This is a genomic window from Blautia difficilis (assembly GCF_014297245.1).
GTDB lineage: Bacteria > Bacillota > Clostridia > Lachnospirales > Lachnospiraceae > Blautia_A > Blautia_A difficilis.
This window is the reverse complement of the sequence record NZ_JACOQG010000018.1, coordinates 18,319-34,215: the sequence shown is the minus strand read 5'-3', so window position 1 is coordinate 34,215 and position 15,897 is coordinate 18,319. Positions and strand designations below refer to the sequence as shown.

At 43.3% G+C, this 15,897-nt stretch carries 14 protein-coding genes; 12 read left to right on the top strand and 2 right to left on the bottom strand.

What is annotated here, in order from left to right; all coding sequences use genetic code 11:
* The first annotated feature begins 15 nt into the window (after nt 1–15).
* From H8Z82_RS11230 to H8Z82_RS11220, 3 genes are all read left to right on the top strand, one after another.
* Nucleotides 16–234, top strand: coding sequence for a cation transporter (locus tag H8Z82_RS11230; RefSeq protein ID WP_019161536.1), 219 nt, complete (start codon nt 16–18; stop codon nt 232–234).
* Nucleotides 235–433: 199 nt separating this feature from the next.
* Complete coding sequence (locus H8Z82_RS11225; RefSeq protein WP_186995166.1) at nt 434–2,299, top strand: heavy metal translocating P-type ATPase; 1,866 nt, start codon at nt 434–436, stop codon at nt 2,297–2,299.
* A gap of 106 nt (nt 2,300–2,405) precedes the next feature.
* A complete protein-coding gene (locus H8Z82_RS11220; RefSeq protein WP_019161538.1) occupies nt 2,406–2,768 on the top strand; it encodes an ArsR/SmtB family transcription factor in 363 nt (120 codons plus the stop codon).
* A gap of 13 nt (nt 2,769–2,781) precedes the next feature.
* Here H8Z82_RS11220 and H8Z82_RS11215 read toward each other — a convergent pair whose 3' ends face one another.
* Nucleotides 2,782–3,273: a Gx transporter family protein gene (locus H8Z82_RS11215; protein ID WP_186995165.1), complete on the bottom strand. Its 492-nt coding sequence runs from the start codon at nt 3,271–3,273 to the stop codon at nt 2,782–2,784.
* Nucleotides 3,274–3,582: 309 nt separating this feature from the next.
* Between H8Z82_RS11215 and H8Z82_RS11210 the strand changes: the two genes are divergently transcribed.
* The 9 genes from H8Z82_RS11210 (at nt 3,583) to H8Z82_RS11170 (ending at nt 13,787) form a co-directional block, all read left to right on the top strand.
* Entirely contained in the window at nt 3,583–5,544 is a 1,962-nt protein-coding gene (locus H8Z82_RS11210; protein ID WP_243176454.1) for an Ig-like domain-containing protein, read from the top strand.
* Between the two features lie 218 nt (nt 5,545–5,762).
* Nucleotides 5,763–6,329, top strand: coding sequence for an FMN-binding protein (locus H8Z82_RS11205; protein ID WP_186995163.1), 567 nt, complete (start codon nt 5,763–5,765; stop codon nt 6,327–6,329).
* On the top strand, nt 6,326–7,102 hold the full coding sequence (locus tag H8Z82_RS11200; RefSeq protein WP_019161542.1) for a 4Fe-4S binding protein: 777 nt from the start codon (nt 6,326–6,328) through the stop codon (nt 7,100–7,102). The genes H8Z82_RS11205 and H8Z82_RS11200 overlap by 4 nt, the downstream gene beginning before the upstream one ends.
* Nucleotides 7,103–7,349: 247 nt before the next feature.
* A complete protein-coding gene (locus tag H8Z82_RS11195; protein ID WP_243176453.1) occupies nt 7,350–8,267 on the top strand; it encodes an FAD:protein FMN transferase in 918 nt (305 codons plus the stop codon).
* Nucleotides 8,268–8,307: 40 nt separating this feature from the next.
* Nucleotides 8,308–10,197 (top strand): penicillin-binding Tp47 domain C-containing protein, encoded by a 1,890-nt coding sequence (locus H8Z82_RS11190; RefSeq protein ID WP_186995162.1) that lies wholly within the window; start codon nt 8,308–8,310, stop codon nt 10,195–10,197.
* A 3-nt stretch (nt 10,198–10,200) separates the two neighbouring features.
* Nucleotides 10,201–11,655 carry an FMN-binding protein gene (locus H8Z82_RS11185; RefSeq protein ID WP_186995161.1) on the top strand — a complete coding sequence of 485 codons (1,455 nt, stop codon included), beginning with the start codon at nt 10,201–10,203 and terminating at the stop codon, nt 11,653–11,655.
* Between the two features lie 13 nt (nt 11,656–11,668).
* Nucleotides 11,669–11,929, top strand: a complete 261-nt coding sequence (locus tag H8Z82_RS11180; protein WP_019161546.1) for a heavy-metal-associated domain-containing protein — start codon at nt 11,669–11,671, stop codon at nt 11,927–11,929.
* Between the two features lie 167 nt (nt 11,930–12,096).
* Nucleotides 12,097–12,504: a hypothetical protein gene (locus H8Z82_RS11175; RefSeq protein ID WP_186995160.1), complete on the top strand. Its 408-nt coding sequence runs from the start codon at nt 12,097–12,099 to the stop codon at nt 12,502–12,504.
* Between the two features lie 29 nt (nt 12,505–12,533).
* Complete coding sequence (locus tag H8Z82_RS11170) at nt 12,534–13,787, top strand: M56 family metallopeptidase (RefSeq protein WP_186995159.1); 1,254 nt, start codon at nt 12,534–12,536, stop codon at nt 13,785–13,787.
* Nucleotides 13,788–13,986: 199 nt separating this feature from the next.
* Here H8Z82_RS11170 and H8Z82_RS11165 read toward each other — a convergent pair whose 3' ends face one another.
* Nucleotides 13,987–15,810 carry a serine hydrolase domain-containing protein gene (locus tag H8Z82_RS11165; protein ID WP_186995158.1) on the bottom strand — a complete coding sequence of 608 codons (1,824 nt, stop codon included), beginning with the start codon at nt 15,808–15,810 and terminating at the stop codon, nt 13,987–13,989.
* Between the last annotated feature and the right edge of the window lie 87 nt (nt 15,811–15,897).

Here is a 15,897-nt window from a genome sequence, read left to right as displayed (position 1 = left end):
GGAAAGGATAATATTATGAAGAAGACCTATAAGATCGATGTAGACTGTGCCAACTGTGCCAATAAAATGGAGGAAGCTGCAAAGAATACAGCAGGTGTGAAGGATGCAACCGTTAACTTCATGATGCTGAAGATGATCGTTGAATTTGAGGACGGACAGGATCCGAAAGCAGTTATGAAAGACGTATTAAAGAACTGCAAGAAAGTAGAAGACGACTGCGAGATCTTCCTTTAATAAAAGTGTTTCAGGGACTGCTGCATAAAGAGCAATTTACCGCCACATCAGCCGGTGGATAAACTTTTTTTGCCGGCAGCCCCTGTTTTTTAACCGAATCAAGTAAGTCCCCTGTGGGGGGTGCAAATATCCGCTTTACTGATTTTATCCGTCTGACTGCGGAGCAGTCATAAATTGTAATAAGAAGAGAGGTATTGCAATGAATAAGAAGCAGAAGAAAATGCTAATAAGAATTATCATATCCCTTGTTCTGGTGGTTGTTTTTTCACAGCTTCCGGTTGAGGGTTATCTGCGGTTTGGTCTTTTCATGATCCCTTATCTGATCATCGGATATGATATTCTGAAAAAAGCATGCAAAGGGATTAGAAATAAGCAGGTCTTTGACGAAAATTTCCTGATGGCAGTGGCTACCATAGGTGCCATTCTTCTGGGAGATTACACAGAGGGTACAGCGGTTATGCTTTTCTACCAGATCGGAGAGCTTTTCCAGAGTTATGCAGTAGGAAAGAGCCGCAGGAATATCAGTGAACTGATGGATATCCGTCCGGACTATGCAAATGTAGAGAATAACGGCCAGCTGGAACAGGTGGACCCGGATGAAGTGGCGGTCGGCACCATCATTGTTGTACAGCCAGGAGAGAAAGTACCCATTGACGGTGTGATCACAGAAGGTACTTCCACATTAAACACCAGTGCACTGACCGGGGAAAGTCTTCCAAGAAGTGCAAAGGTGGGAGACGAAGTGATCAGCGGCTGTATCAACATGACTGGTTTACTGAAAATCCGCACAACAAAGGAATTTGGCGAGTCCACAGTATCCAAAATCCTGGAGCTTGTAGAGAATTCCAGTTCCAGAAAATCAAAATCCGAGAACTTTATTTCCAAATTTGCAAAATATTATACCCCTGCTGTATGTTACGGTGCCCTTGCTCTTGCCCTGATTCCGCCGATCGTACTGTTGATTATGGGAAAACCGGCTATGTGGGGTGACTGGATTTACAGAGCCCTTACCTTCCTGGTAATCAGCTGTCCATGCGCGCTGGTGATCAGTATTCCTTTAAGCTTTTTTGCAGGAATCGGTGGTGCCAGCAATCAGGGAGTGCTTGTGAAAGGCTCCAACTATCTGGAAACACTGGCACAGACCAAATATGTGGTATTTGATAAAACAGGTACCATGACCCAGGGTGTATTCGAGGTAAGCGGCATTCACCATAATGAAATGTCTGATGAGAAATTGTTAGAGTATGCAGCACTTGCAGAGTGTTCTTCTTCCCATCCCATCAGCAAGAGTCTGCAGAAAGCATATGGCAAACCTGTTGACAGAAACCGTGTTACAGACATTGAAGAGATCAGCGGAAACGGTGTGATCGCAAAGGTTGACGGTGTTTCTGTAGCTGCGGGAAATGCAAAGCTGATGAAGAAGCTCGGTATTGCCTATCAGGAATGCCATCACGTAGGAACAGTGGTACACATGGCTGTAGATGGCAGATATGCAGGACATATCCTGATTTCTGATATTATCAAGCCTCATGCAAAAGAGGCCATTGCAGAACTGAAGAAGGCCGGCATTTCCAAAACAGTTATGCTGACAGGAGATTCCAGACGGGTTGCAGATCAGGTTGCCGCAGAGTTGGGAATTGATGAGGTTTACAGTGAACTTCTTCCTGCTGATAAGGTAACAAAGGTGGAAGAGCTTCTGGATAAGAAAACAGCCAAAGAAAAACTGGCATTTGTAGGTGACGGTATCAATGATGCCCCTGTATTGTCCAGAGCAGACATCGGTATTGCTATGGGTGCTCTTGGTTCCGATGCGGCAATTGAGGCAGCAGATATTGTGCTGATGGATGATGACCCGCTGAAGATCTCCAAAGCGATTAAGATTGCACGTAAATGCATTCACATTGTATATGAAAATATCTACTTTGCCATCGGTATCAAGGTTCTCTGCCTGATTCTGGGTGCCCTTGGTATTGCGAACATGTGGGTGGCCATTTTCGCAGATGTAGGAGTTATGATCATTGCGGTATTGAATGCCATCCGTGCGTTATTTGTGAAAAAACTGTAAATATGGATAATGGTTACTGTCTGAGCAAGCAGTAACTATTTGCAATAACATAAACGACTGAATAAAATTAGAACTGATAACAGCCAGAAAGGAAACAGGTGACAGAATGGAAGAACGTAAAGATGAAGTATGTGATGGTTTTGAGGTTCATGAAGACCTGTTGAAGATTGTAAATGAGACTCTGCCCGAGGAAACAGAGCTTTATGATCTGGCAGAACTTTTCAAGGTTTTTGGAGATTCTACCAGAATCCGGATCCTCTTTGTTTTATTCGAGGCAGAGGTCTGCGTATGTGATCTTGCAAAGGTACTGAACATGACCCAGTCAGCTATTTCCCATCAGCTCCGCATCCTGAAGCAGAATAAACTGGTCAAAAGCCGCAGAGAGGGGAAATCTATTTTCTATTCCCTTGCAGACGACCATGTCCGCACCATCATCAACCAGGGACGGGATCATATAGAAGAAGACTAACGATATGGTTGACCTAAATTCCAGGAAGCTGCACCCGCTTGCAGAGTTCTGCAGTAAGTCCGCCGATCACAACTCCCGCTGCAACCCCTGCTACAAGCAGAGCAGGCGCATATACAAACACACTTGCATTATTTACAATCAGCATGGCAATGATCAGCTGACCAATATTATGGGAAACACCTCCTGCAACGCTGACTCCAATCAGACTGAAGGAGGTTTTTTTCAGCATAAGTGTCATAACTGTCATACTAAGTGTCGCCCCTGCCAGGCTGTACAGGATACTGAACAGATTTCCAAACATAAATCCAATCACCAGGATACGGACAAGGGAAACCAGGGCAGCCTCTTTAAAGGAATACTTTTTCAGGATAAACAGGACTCCCAGATTGGCAAGCCCCAGCTTGATCCCCGGGATTCCCGCAAAAACCGGGATCAGTGATTCCACATATCCCAAAATAATCGCAACAGCGGAAAAAAGCCCCAGATAGGCTGTTTTCTGTTTCATAGAAAAATTCTCCTCTCGATAAAATACCATCAACTTCAGATATTTTAACATATAGGAAACTTCAGTGCAACTGAGAAGTTAGACTTTTCTAACAAAACTTAAAATATAATTTTACTTGTTCTATATTGAGAAAGTTTGTCCAATAAAACCATTGAAAAACAGTGGAAATTCTTCTGCAATTATGATAATCTATCAATTGTTAGATGCAACAAACTATATTTGCCAATCCCATCTTGGTAAGGGTTATTCCAATTGGTACAGGTAGTTCAAAAAAATAAAGAGGAGAAAATCATGACAAACAAAAATCTTATGAAAAAGATAGCGCCGGTTGTAATGAGTGCGGCAGTAGCAATGACCAGTATTCCGTATGTAGCCATGGCAGCTGATTTTACAGACAGCGAGGTGATCACAGACAGTACAGAAGATGTTGATTCTGACGAATTTGGTCCGGAGGATGGAGAGGACGAATTTGCCCCGGAAACAGAAGAAGAGAATACATTTGCTGCAGAAGCACAGCAGGGCGAAGCCTATGTTCTTATGAATATCCCCTATGATGATTTCTATAAGGCAGAACTGAAAAACAACGATGTAAAAGTGGATGCCTTTACATCTGCAACCCTTAATAAATCAAGAACTTCCGGAATGATGAACGGAAATTCCGCTTATCATGTAGACCCCAACGGAACCGATGTAACAGGTGTTACATTCCCTGTAAAAGTCAGTGATCTTTCCCTCCTGAAAGACCAGAAACAGGTAACAGATTCTGACTCTGTTACCATTACTGTGACAAACAGAGGACAGACAAGCAGCAATACCTATACAGGAAAAGATTCCCTGATTGAAAATGCCTCTTATTCTTATTACATTTTAAGCGAAACACCGTCTTATTACAAAGAACTTACTGTAAATGCAGATGGCAGCTATTCATTCTCAGCAATGAAAGGCGCTCAGACAAAGACAGTTGCAATTGATGCTACATTAAAAACGGAAACAAAATACGGTGATTATGAACTGGATCTGGACAAGGAAACTTTTTCATCACTGTTCGATACAACCACAGATAAGATTTATGGCGTAACTGTAAATACTACAGACGGAACTAACTATGGCCTGCGTCATCTGGAGAATATCTGGCACGGAAGCAAGCTTGCCTGGGGAACCGGATATACAACAGAAGTTCACGAATGCCCTGTTTCTTCTGCACATTATAAATCAATCATGGGAAAAACCATTGACAGCGTTACTTATTACACAGATAAGGGAATGATCACCTTTGATGTTCCGGATGTAAAGGTACAGACAACTACAGGAATCAAGGCAACAGTGGCAGATATTATGAATACAGACACATCTGTAGCAGTTACCTTTGACCAGACACTGCCTGCTGATTTCAAGGCACAGTATACAGTAGACGGAACAAAAGTTTCCTGCACAGACGGAAAACTTGCTGTTGGAACTCTTGCACTGGGAACACACAAGGTTGAAATCGCAGATGTCAGCGGAAACTATGCAGCTATTGTCACTGAATTTACAGTAAATACAGACAAAATGCCGGCTTTCTATGACAGTAACGAGACAAAACTGGTTGCTGCAAAAGGTATTACAGCAGAAGAATTCTCTGCGTACATTAAGAGCATCAGCAAAGTAAAAGTTGATGATATAGAATATGCCGCAACAGGAAAAGGAAGCAAAGTCATTGTAAAAGAAGATGGAACCCTTGATCTCACAGATCTTCAGGTGACAGACACAACTGTTTTCGAAATAACTGCTGTGGGATATAAGAATAATCTTACTTTTAATTACAAAGAAGCAGAAAATACATTTGAATTAAATACTTCTTCCGAGACTCTTTATACAAAAGGCAGCACAAAGACTACTCTCAAAGTTACAACAAACCTTACCGATAAAATTACATGGAAATCCAGCAACACAAAAGTGGCTGCAGTAAACAGCAAAGGTGTTGTAACTGCCAAGGCAAAAGGAACAGCAGTGATCACAGCATCCTGTGGAGAATATAAAGTAACCTGCAAGATAACAGTTAAGAATCCATCCCTGAAATTTACAAAAACTTCAGCGACTGTAAAAGTAGGAAAAACAACAAAAATTTCCGCAAAGGCAACCCCATCCGGAAAGATTACTTACAAATCCAGCAACACCAAGATTGCAACAGTAAGCTCCAAAGGTGTTGTAAAAGGAAAGAAAAAAGGTACTGCTAAAATTACAGTAACCTGCAATGGTGTTAAGAAAGTATTTACAGTAAAAGTAAAATAAATAATAACAATAACAGATAAATAATTCACACAATAAATGACCTCGGATTTTGCTCCGGGGTCATCTTAATGAAAAAAAAACAACATTAGCAGAATCTATTATATATAGATTTTTGTATACGAAAATGATACACTTTTAAAGTTAGTTGAGATTAATATTTATTTCATTCAAAAACAAATATTTATCCGTCAAAAATAAAAAAGAAAGAGAGGAACAACGTGAATAATCAAAATTTTTATCTGCGTCTGATCGCGCTTTTGCTGATCATCATGGCGGTATTTTTCTATAATGGAACAGTAAAGGATAAAGAACAGGCCCAGGATATTGCAGATCTGACTGCAAAAGTAGAGAGTCTGGAGAAACAGCAGGACCAGATCCTTACAGCATTAAAGGAAACTTATGAGGAACAGAAAACAGCAGCAGAAGCTGATAATAAATCTGAAAAGGCTTCTGCAGAGGATAAAGAAAATACAGACCAGGCAGATTCTGAGGAAACAGATGACTCCGACAATGTATATAAGAACGGCACCTTCGAAGGTTCAGGAACCGGATACGGTGGAACGATCACTGTTCAGGTAACTCTGGAAGACGATACCATTACAGCAGTCAGTGTAGTCAGTGCACCGGGTGAAGACAGTGCTTATCTGTCACAGGGTGAGAATGTCATAAACAGCATCATCAGCGAGCAGAGCACAGATGTTGACACCATTTCCGGAGCAACTTTCAGTTCTACCGGTATCTTAGAAGCAGTAAATGACGCATTATCAAAGGCGGAAAACGCATGAAAAAGAAACAACGAAAGGTACGGCTGATCCGTGCCGCCATACAGCTTATATTTTTTATAGCAGCGCCCTCTCTTTTTTCTACTGCATTTGCAGGAATCAAATCTATCTTTCTTGCAATCGGAGGACAGCAGAGCGTAACCTGGAACTCTTTTCTGGATATCACGGCATTACTGTTGATCATTACCATTCTGTTCGGACGTCATTTCTGCGGTTATGCCTGTGCGTTTGGCTCGCTGGGAGATGCTCTGTATGAGCTTACCGCATTTATCCGTGCGAAATGCTTTGGAAAAAAGAAAAAACATGGATATCCGGAGGAATGGGTGCACAGATTACAAAAAGTAAAATATGTGATTCTTATATTCCTGCTTCTTTCCTGCATAACAGGATTCTATTCTAAATTACAGGGAATGAGTCCATGGGATGTATTCTCCATGCTTACAACAGGCAGACTGCCAAAATCTACATATATTGCAGGAACAGTTCTGCTGATCCTGATCATGGTTGGAATGTGTACACAGGAGCGTTTCTTCTGTCAGTTTCTCTGCCCCATGGGAGCAGTATTTGCAATCATGCCCATCCTTCCGGGAGCACTTTTCAAACGTAACCGTCCAAACTGTGCCCCAAAATGTACACTCTGCAAAAAGAGATGTCCCGCACACCTGGATATTGACGGTGATACCTCCCATTCAGGGGAATGCATCTGCTGTCATGCCTGCACTGCAGTCTGCCCAAGGAAAAATATTCATGCAGGCACTGTTATTGATAAAAATTAGCAATTACTAACTTGTTGAGAAAATTTGATTAGTAAGAACTAACTATATTGGTAGACATACTTTACGTACAGTGATATAGTCTATAGAGTTAGTTGACAATAACAACAAGAGGATAAGGAATTAGAAATATATGACAAACAGACGCTCTTTTGTGCTGGGACTTTTCATTACGGCCTCTCTTTTATGCACATCCCGGACTGCATGGGGAAACTCTGAAATAAACACATACACCAAAACAGACTTTGCTATGGACACTGTAGTATCAGAGACTCTTTACACAACAGGTGAGGATATCACAGCAGACGTAATCTCTGCATTAAAAGATGTGGAAGAGAACTGGATCTCCTGGACAAAAGAAAATTCTCAGATATATCAGATCAATCAAAATGCCGGCAGTACAGTAACAGTTTCTCAGGAAACGGCAGCTTATTTGAAACAGGTATTGGAGCTTTCGGAAGCTTCTGAGGGTGCTATGGATCCAACTATGGGAAAAATCATCCGTCTCTGGGATATTGACGGAGAAGATCCTCATATTCCTGAGGAAAAGGAATTGAACACCCTGCTTAAGAAGGTAGGATATAGCAAGATTACTCTGGATGGAAATAAGGTTACCCTGCCCGCTGGCATGACACTGGATCTTGGGGCAGCTGGTAAGGGAATTGGCTGCGATGCAGTAGAACAGGTTCTGGAAAAGGAGAAAGAGGTTTCCGGTATGATCCTGAATCTGGGTGGCAGCAGTGTGATGAGCTATGGCTCAAAGCCTGACGGCTCTTCCTGGCAGGTAGCTGTAACCGATCCCAGAGATACAGAAGGGGACTACCTTGGAGTAGTAGCTTTAAAGGGCACGGAATTTCTCTCCACTTCCGGAGATTACGAGAAATATTTTATAGAAGACGGGGTTCGCTATCATCATATACTGGATCCTTCTACAGGCTATCCAGCCAGAAGCGGACTTACCTCTGTAACTGTGGTATGTGACAATGGCCTGGACGCAGACGGGCTTTCCACTGCATGCTTTGTACTGGGAAGGGAAAAAGGAGAAAAGCTTCTGGAAAAATACCATGCAGATGGGCTGTTCGTAGATGACTCCGGTCATGTCTGGCTCACAGAGGGCATGAAAGAAAGATTTCAATTACTGAAAGATACTTATTCCATAAGCGAATAAGATCATCTCATATAAAATTATATTCAGGAGGATTTTTGGTATGCGCAAAGGGAATTTAATTAAGATGGCAGCACCTGCAATTTTAAGTGCTGCAATGATGGTTTCCGGATTACCGGTTATGGCTGCGGATTTTACAGCTGATACTGTTACTGAAGCACAGGTGCAGGCAGATGATTTTGCAGCAGATGAGGAAATAGCAGGAGATGATTTCTCAGGGGAAGAGGAAACACCTTTTGTAGATGAACAGCAGGCTGCAGAGGATGAATTTGCAGCAACAGCAGAGGAAGGCTACAAGTATGTTTATGCTGGCCTGACCTGGGAGCAGTACTGGGCATCTGAGGGAGTTTACAATGCGTCAAACACCAGCTCCAATGCGACAGCAGACGGACATGGGGAAACAGACAAGGGTGGATTTGACACAGTAACCAGAGCAACTGTAAACCATGGCCTGCACAGAGGCAGCTACCAGTGTGAAGCAGTCATGTATGATAAAAACGGCGGCTCCTATGAGATTTCCTACTGGACCTCAGCAAACGATGCAGTACTTACTGACGGAACCACAGTAAAGCTGAACCAGCCGGAGAGAGGACAGATCACAAAGGCGGACGGAAGTGTTGTGGAGTTTGACCACTATACCATCGTTGGCTTGAAATATGTTCCTGTTGCAGTAAAGGCAGCAGATTATGAAGCCTTCAAATCCCAGTTCAAGGTAGTAGAGGACGGAAGCACAGTTGCCGGTGGATTTGGAGAGAAGAATTTACAGTCCTATAGTGCAGTTGCTGATGTTACCGCTGAAACAAACGGCTTAAAAGAAGCTGTAAAAGGTTCCGATGGAACATTTACATTCAAGGCAAGAGCAAATGGTACTGGTTCCGGACTTAAAGATCAGGCACTCCAGACAGCATCCAATGTTACCGCAACAGTAAAAGAAGCAAGCGGAAGCTACGGTGAATTCCTGAGAGTAGATATTACCGGTGACGGATATGGAGCTCTTGGTGCCAAAATGTATGCTGTAAGATGGGATTACTATGGAAAAGGTGATACTGTTTTGGCATCCTATGGTACCAAGTTTGCAGCAGACAACTGGATGCACAAGGCAATGGGTATCCAGCTTGGCCTGACAGATTCCTACCGCTGCCAGCTGCCAAAGGGAACAGACGGTACAGGAAAGTGGAAGCTGACTGTATATGCAATGGGATATGCAGATACTACCTTTGAGATAACTGCAACAGAAGCAAACATTGTAAAACCGGAAGCGGGGGTTGCTGACACAACAGCATTAAAAGCAGCAGTAGAGCGGGCATCTGCATTAAAAGAGGCAGATTATACAGCAGATTCCTGGAAAGCAATGCAGTTAGAGCTGGATGAAGCCAAAGAACTTCTTGCAAAGGAAAATCCAACCCAGGCAGAGGTTGACGAGGCCACTACTCATCTGAATGCAGCAGTACAGGCACTGGTAAAGGCTGAGGTAAAGGATACTCTTACCTTTGCAAAACCAAAGGTAACTTTGTACAAGGGTCAGAAAAAAACACAGACAGCCACAGTAACCGGAAAGGTACAGGCACCTGTGTACACCTCCAGCAATAGAAAAATTGCAACTGTAGATAAGAAGACCGGAAAAGTAACAGCAAAGGCAGCAGGAAAGGTAACTATCACTGCAAAGAGCGGATCTTTAAAAGCAACCTACACAGTAACTGTAAAAAATCCTACCCTGAAGCTGACAAAAACATCTGCAACTGTAAAAGTAGGAAAAACAACAAAGATCACAGCAAAGGCAACTCCATCCGGAAAGATCACATACAAATCCAGCAACAAAAAAATTGCTACCGTATCTTCCAATGGTACAGTAAAAGGTATCAAGAAAGGTACAGCCAAGATTACAGTAACATGCAATGGTGTATCCAAGACATTTAAAGTAACTGTGAAATAATCTATGGACAAGAATGATAAATCCTGGCTGAAGCTTCTTCCGGCAGCAGCAGTTTTTGCCGCAGTTTGTATCACCTGTTATCAGGCAGAAAAAAGCCCTGTAGAAACAGCCGCAGTCTCTGATAACAGTGTTATGTCTGTCAAAGAGATTAAGGAACTGATTCAGACAGGAACCACAGAGAAGGCAAACACAGATGCCTCCTCCCAAAAAGAAAAAGCTTCAGCAGAAAAAAAATCAAAAAAGGCAAAGAAAACAAGTAAAATCAAAACCGGCACCAAAAAGAATGCCACTTCCGGAGCTGCCGCAAAGGGCAGTGCATCGGCAGGGGGAGCAGGAACAACCACCACACCCACCACCACAGTTCCGGCAGATGGATATGTGGACGGCACTTATACAGGCTCTGGCACAGGCTTTGGGGGCACCGTTACCGTACAGGTCACAGTTTCCGGGCACAAGATCACAGCAATTAATATCCTGGATGCTTCTTCTGAGACTCCCGCATATTTTGCCAATGCCAAGGGTGTGATCAACAAAATCCTGTCAGGACAGACTCCAAATGTAGATGCTGTCAGCGGAGCTACCTACTCCTCAAACGGAATTATCCAGGCAGTGCAGAATGCTCTGTCTCAGGCAATTCCCTCAGGAAATCAGGCTGGGGTCACTCCCACACCTACATCTACGCCAACTCCAAAGCCCACCAAAAAACCGGTTCCAACTCCAAAACCAGGGGAAGAGCAAATTTATAAGGACGGCACCTACACAGGTACAGGCAAAGGCTACAGCGGAACCATCACTTTGACTGCAAAGATCAAGAAAGGAGTAATCACTTCCCTGAAGGTGGAAAATACAGATACGCCTGCATTCTTTCAAAAGGCCTGGGATAGGCTGGAGGAAGAAATTCTGGAAAAACAGGCAGCAGAAGGCATTGACACGGTCAGCGGAGCTACTTACTCTTCCAAGGGAATCCTGGAGGCTTTCAGAGATATCCTGAAGCAGGCCAAAAAGGGAGAAGCAAAGCCAACAGTCACACCGGAAATAACTCCTACACCTACAGCAGCCCCAACACCTACAATAACCCCGGCACCTACAGTAACTCCCACTCCGGAGGCAAGCCTGACGCCGGAGCCAAGTCCTGCACCGGAAGCAAGCCCCACACCGGAACCAACCGCAGTACCGGAGCCTGAGGGCAGATACATAGACGGAACCTATACGGCATCCAGCTATGGCTACGAGGGAATGGTCAATGTTACGGTCACCATTTCGGGAGGACAGATTGTTTCCATAGAGCAGAGCAACGGGGATTCCCCGGAATATTTTGATTATGCCTGGAATACCATCCTGCCTCAGGTAACTGCAAATCAGTCCACTGAGGGAATCGATGCTGCATCCGGAGCCACCTATTCCTCAGAAGGAATTCTGAATGCAATCCGTAAGGCCCTTGCACAGGCTGCCAGATAGGAGGAACTTTACGATGATAAAAACAACAGTACAGGTAGAGGGAATGATGTGTGGAATGTGCGAATCCCATGTAAATGATGCAGTGCGGAAGGCCTGCCAGGTGGAAAAAGTCACATCCTCCCATGGAAAGGGAGAAACTGTGATCCTCTCCCAACAGCCCCTTGAAGAAGCTGCACTAAAGGCTGCCATTAATGCAACCGGCTATGAGGTAAAAGGGATTACATCAGAACCATATGAAAAAAAGAAAGGGATTTTTTCCTTTCTACATAAGTGATTTCAGGAAGCAGGGGTTACCCCTGCTTCTTTTAATCTCGTGCCTTTGCGAAAAGCCTCGAAGAATGTCGACAAGTTTACGGACAAATTTGGGAAATGCGGTTGTGAAAAATGTCAAATTATGGTAGACTAAGTGCAGTTCATAAATTAGGAGATATAAAGATATAAATGAAGAAAAAAATACAGACCCTTTGTTGGGTTTTGTTTACCATATTTTCTGCGGGATGCTTATTTATTAATTTTATCAGCGAACCGCCTGTAGATAATGTAAAAGCGTTGACAGGCTATATGATCTGTGCAGCAGCAGTTTCAGTGTTATATCCGGCAGCTATGCTGTTCCTGGGACTGAGAAACCGCTGGCTCTATGAGCAGCTGCAGAGGAAAGCCGAAGGAGAAAGAGAAGCTCTAGAAAGCCTTTCCCCCACATCCCCCAAAAGGGAAAATATACAGAAGAATCCTTTTGCCCACAAAGCTGTGTCTACGGACTTGTCTATGCTGGTCAGTGCCCTGAACTCTGATCAGAAGCTTACAGAGGAGGAGAAGGACTCCCTGATCAAATACATTAAAGAGAAATGATGTGAACTGTTTTGGATTTGCTTGTATGTATGTCAATTGCAGGAACCATTCCTGTATTGCTTTGTTTTCTATTATTTCTGATCCAGAGGGATTCTTATAATTTCCTTTGGGGCAGGAAGCTGTTGCTGGCAGGAGTGTTCTTTTTCCTGGTTCCGGTACAGCTGATGAGATTTCTCTTACCTATGAATATTCTGCCGGAACCTGTTTTCAGCGAAGAGACACAGCTTTATCTGTCCCATTCCATGGATTTCCTGCCTGGACATGGGGATGAGTATGTGTGGTTCCCCAGATGGATTTCAGTTATCATTCTGCTGTGGGCAGGCATTGTAATCCTCTTTGCCCTGTATCAATTTATAAAATATCGTAAAATCGTTAGAAAAATTAATCGATCCGTTTTCTACTATGTAGATGAGCCGAAAATGGAGCTGGTCTACTATGTTGTGCCTGATGGAAGTTGCGGTCCCTGTACAGTGGGATTCTTCCGGCAGAAAATCATAATACCTGAAAGCTTTACAGAGCTTGAGAATTTTTCTATGGTGTATCAGCACGAATATACCCATCTGAAAAATCGTGACAATCTGGTGAAGCTTTTATGCCTGATCGTTCTTTGCATCCATTGGATGAATCCGGCGGCATATCTGTTGCTGTTCCTTTATCGGATCACTGCAGAAGCTGTCAGTGATGATGCAGCAGTGCTTGGCTATTCAAAGGATATAGTGAAAAGCTATGCCATGCTGCTGGTAACTACGACCCCAGTCCGGGAGAAACTTCCGGTTGTATGGAAAAATAACTTTTCCAGTGAGGGAAAAATGATCAAGAGGAGGATCAACTACATGATGAAGAAAAGAAAAAACGGATGGATGAGAAAAGGAATTATTGCAATGGTATCTGCATTGACTATTGCAGCAAGCGCAGGGACGGTGTTGGCGTATGAGCCAATGCAGTGGTCGGATGGAAGCGTTGGAGAGAGTATTGTATTAGATGAGTCAGATATGAGTAATTTTGATTTTTTGAGTGGCGAATTAAATGATATAGACTTTTCGAAAACAGATACTGTTTTTGTTACTGAAAATGGAATTCAAATACCAATAATGGATAATGATTCATCTAGAGTATTGTGTAAACATAATATGGTTAATGGATATTTACATAATCATACAAGCAATAGTTCTGGCGGATGTACAGTAAAGACATATACATGTCAACGTTGTACAAGATGTGGCTATTTAGCTAATGCTAAGTATTATTCAACAACAAATTATGCGAAGTGTCCACATAAATAATTTAATAAATATTGTGAAAAGTTACCTTCTTAAATATAAAGTATGCTCATGAAAGAAAAATACAGAATGAGCAATTGTAGACCAAATCAATATCGCCTCTATTTCACGTACATGAAAAGAGGCGATATTTTTTGAATACATTTATTTTTCTTTTCTTAAAAATTTCCTATATCACACAATACGATTCACAAATTCTCCATTATTTTTCGACAATAACAACATCCCCTTCACCTTCCATCTCCAAATCCCCCCAACAAACCGGTTCAATAGTCTGTTCCATGAGTCTGATTGCCAGATCTCTGGCGTTTTCCCCCAGGAGAGTGCTGTTGGGCAGCTTGGCGGCCAACTCTTCAGTGATGGAGCTCAGGCCTTCCAGGATCATCCCCTTGCCAGGAGTTTCTTTCCACCGAAGCTCAATTTCCTTTTCACTGTGGAAAAATACAGACAAAAGCCGTTTCGCGCATTCTTCCACAAAGGTGATCTCCAGCTTCAGTACAGGGATCTGGTTTTCGTTTCTGGTAAATTCTCCCAGTGTGCTTACAAGATAATTTTCTCCGTGCATGGAAACTGTGCCCAAGACAGCCTGACGGAAGCCTACAGGCAGAGTATGAATTTCTTCCCCTTCCAGAAAGGACACAGAGAAAATTCCAGATTCACAGGAGAAAGAAATCTTCCGGATGCCCTCTGTCATATTATTATGGAAGACCTGCATAAACAGTGGAAACAGGCCAATGCTCTGCTGACGCATTTCATAGGTCCGGCTGTGGAGCTCCTGCCTGAATTTCTCGAAGAAGGCAGGAGAGAGGGATTTTTCACAACAGCTGTTATTTCTGCGCAACTGACGTTTTTTCCAGCCGCCACGCAGGATAGGGCGGGTCAGCTCCATTCCCTGCTCCAGTTCTCCGCACAACCGCTTCAGCAGCAGGGCAGCAGCCGGGTTCTCAGGAAGTGTATCAGCAGGAGTGTATTCCGGCGGAAAATATTTCCGGATGATATTTAGCATAATGCAGTCCTGGAATAACTCATTATTTCCTGCATTGGTCACCAGAACCATATCCATTTCCGGATAGATTACCACATTCTGTCCCAGCATTCCGTTAAATTCAAAGCTTCCGGGACGCTGCTCCATCCACAGCTGGTAACCATAACCATAGGTATCATCAGGAGTTTCCCAACGCTTTTGGGTGGAAACCTCCACCCAGCTTTCCGGAATGATCTGTTCTCCCTTCCATTTCCCCTTCTGGAGATAAAGCTGTCCAAGCTTGGCCATATCCTCTGCACAGAGGAAAAGCCCCCAGCCGCCCTTTGTGATCCCTGCAGGGCAGGTTTCCCAGAAATACTTTGTAATTCCCAGAGGCTGAAAAAGCCGTGGCTTCAGATACTCGGTTAAAGTTTCCCCTGTGCGCTTGGTGACAATGGCAGACAGCATATAGGTGTTCAGGCTGTTGTATTGAAAAATCTGGCCGGTAGTTCCATTTACTGTAGAATTCAGGTAGCTGGATACCCAGTCATTTCCGGATACAATACCGGATTCATTAAAGGTGATCCCACTGGACATGGTCAGGAGATTTTCCACTGTGATCACAGGCCGGAAAATTTTCAGCAGGGAATTGACCTTATCAGGAAAAATATCATAAATATTTTCATCCAGGCGAAGCTTCCCCTCCTCAATCAGCAGTCCTACAGCCATTCCGGTGATGCTCTTACACATAGAATGGGTAATGTGCCACATGCCTTTGGGGTAAGGCGCAAAATTACATTCGCAGATTACCTTTCCGTGGCGGAGAGCCATGAAGTGATGCATTTCCGTGCCCTCTGCATGATACAGTTCCCGGATTAGGGCTGTAAGATACTCAGAGGAAATTCCCTGGCTCTCCGGAGTCGTCCGCTCAAAGGGCTGTTCATAAGGGGCATCAAAGGGAAAGTCCTGTTTCTGAGGAAAATAATTTACACGCCCACTTCCTGTTTTGCCCAGAATAATATTAAAAATTAATTCTGCAACTGCAATCTGTTCCTTACTCATAGTGTCCCTCCTGTATAAAATCAAATAGACAAAAGTATCCGGCACATTAGTTTTGTTCTAAATTATACCCTTATAAAATAATAAATG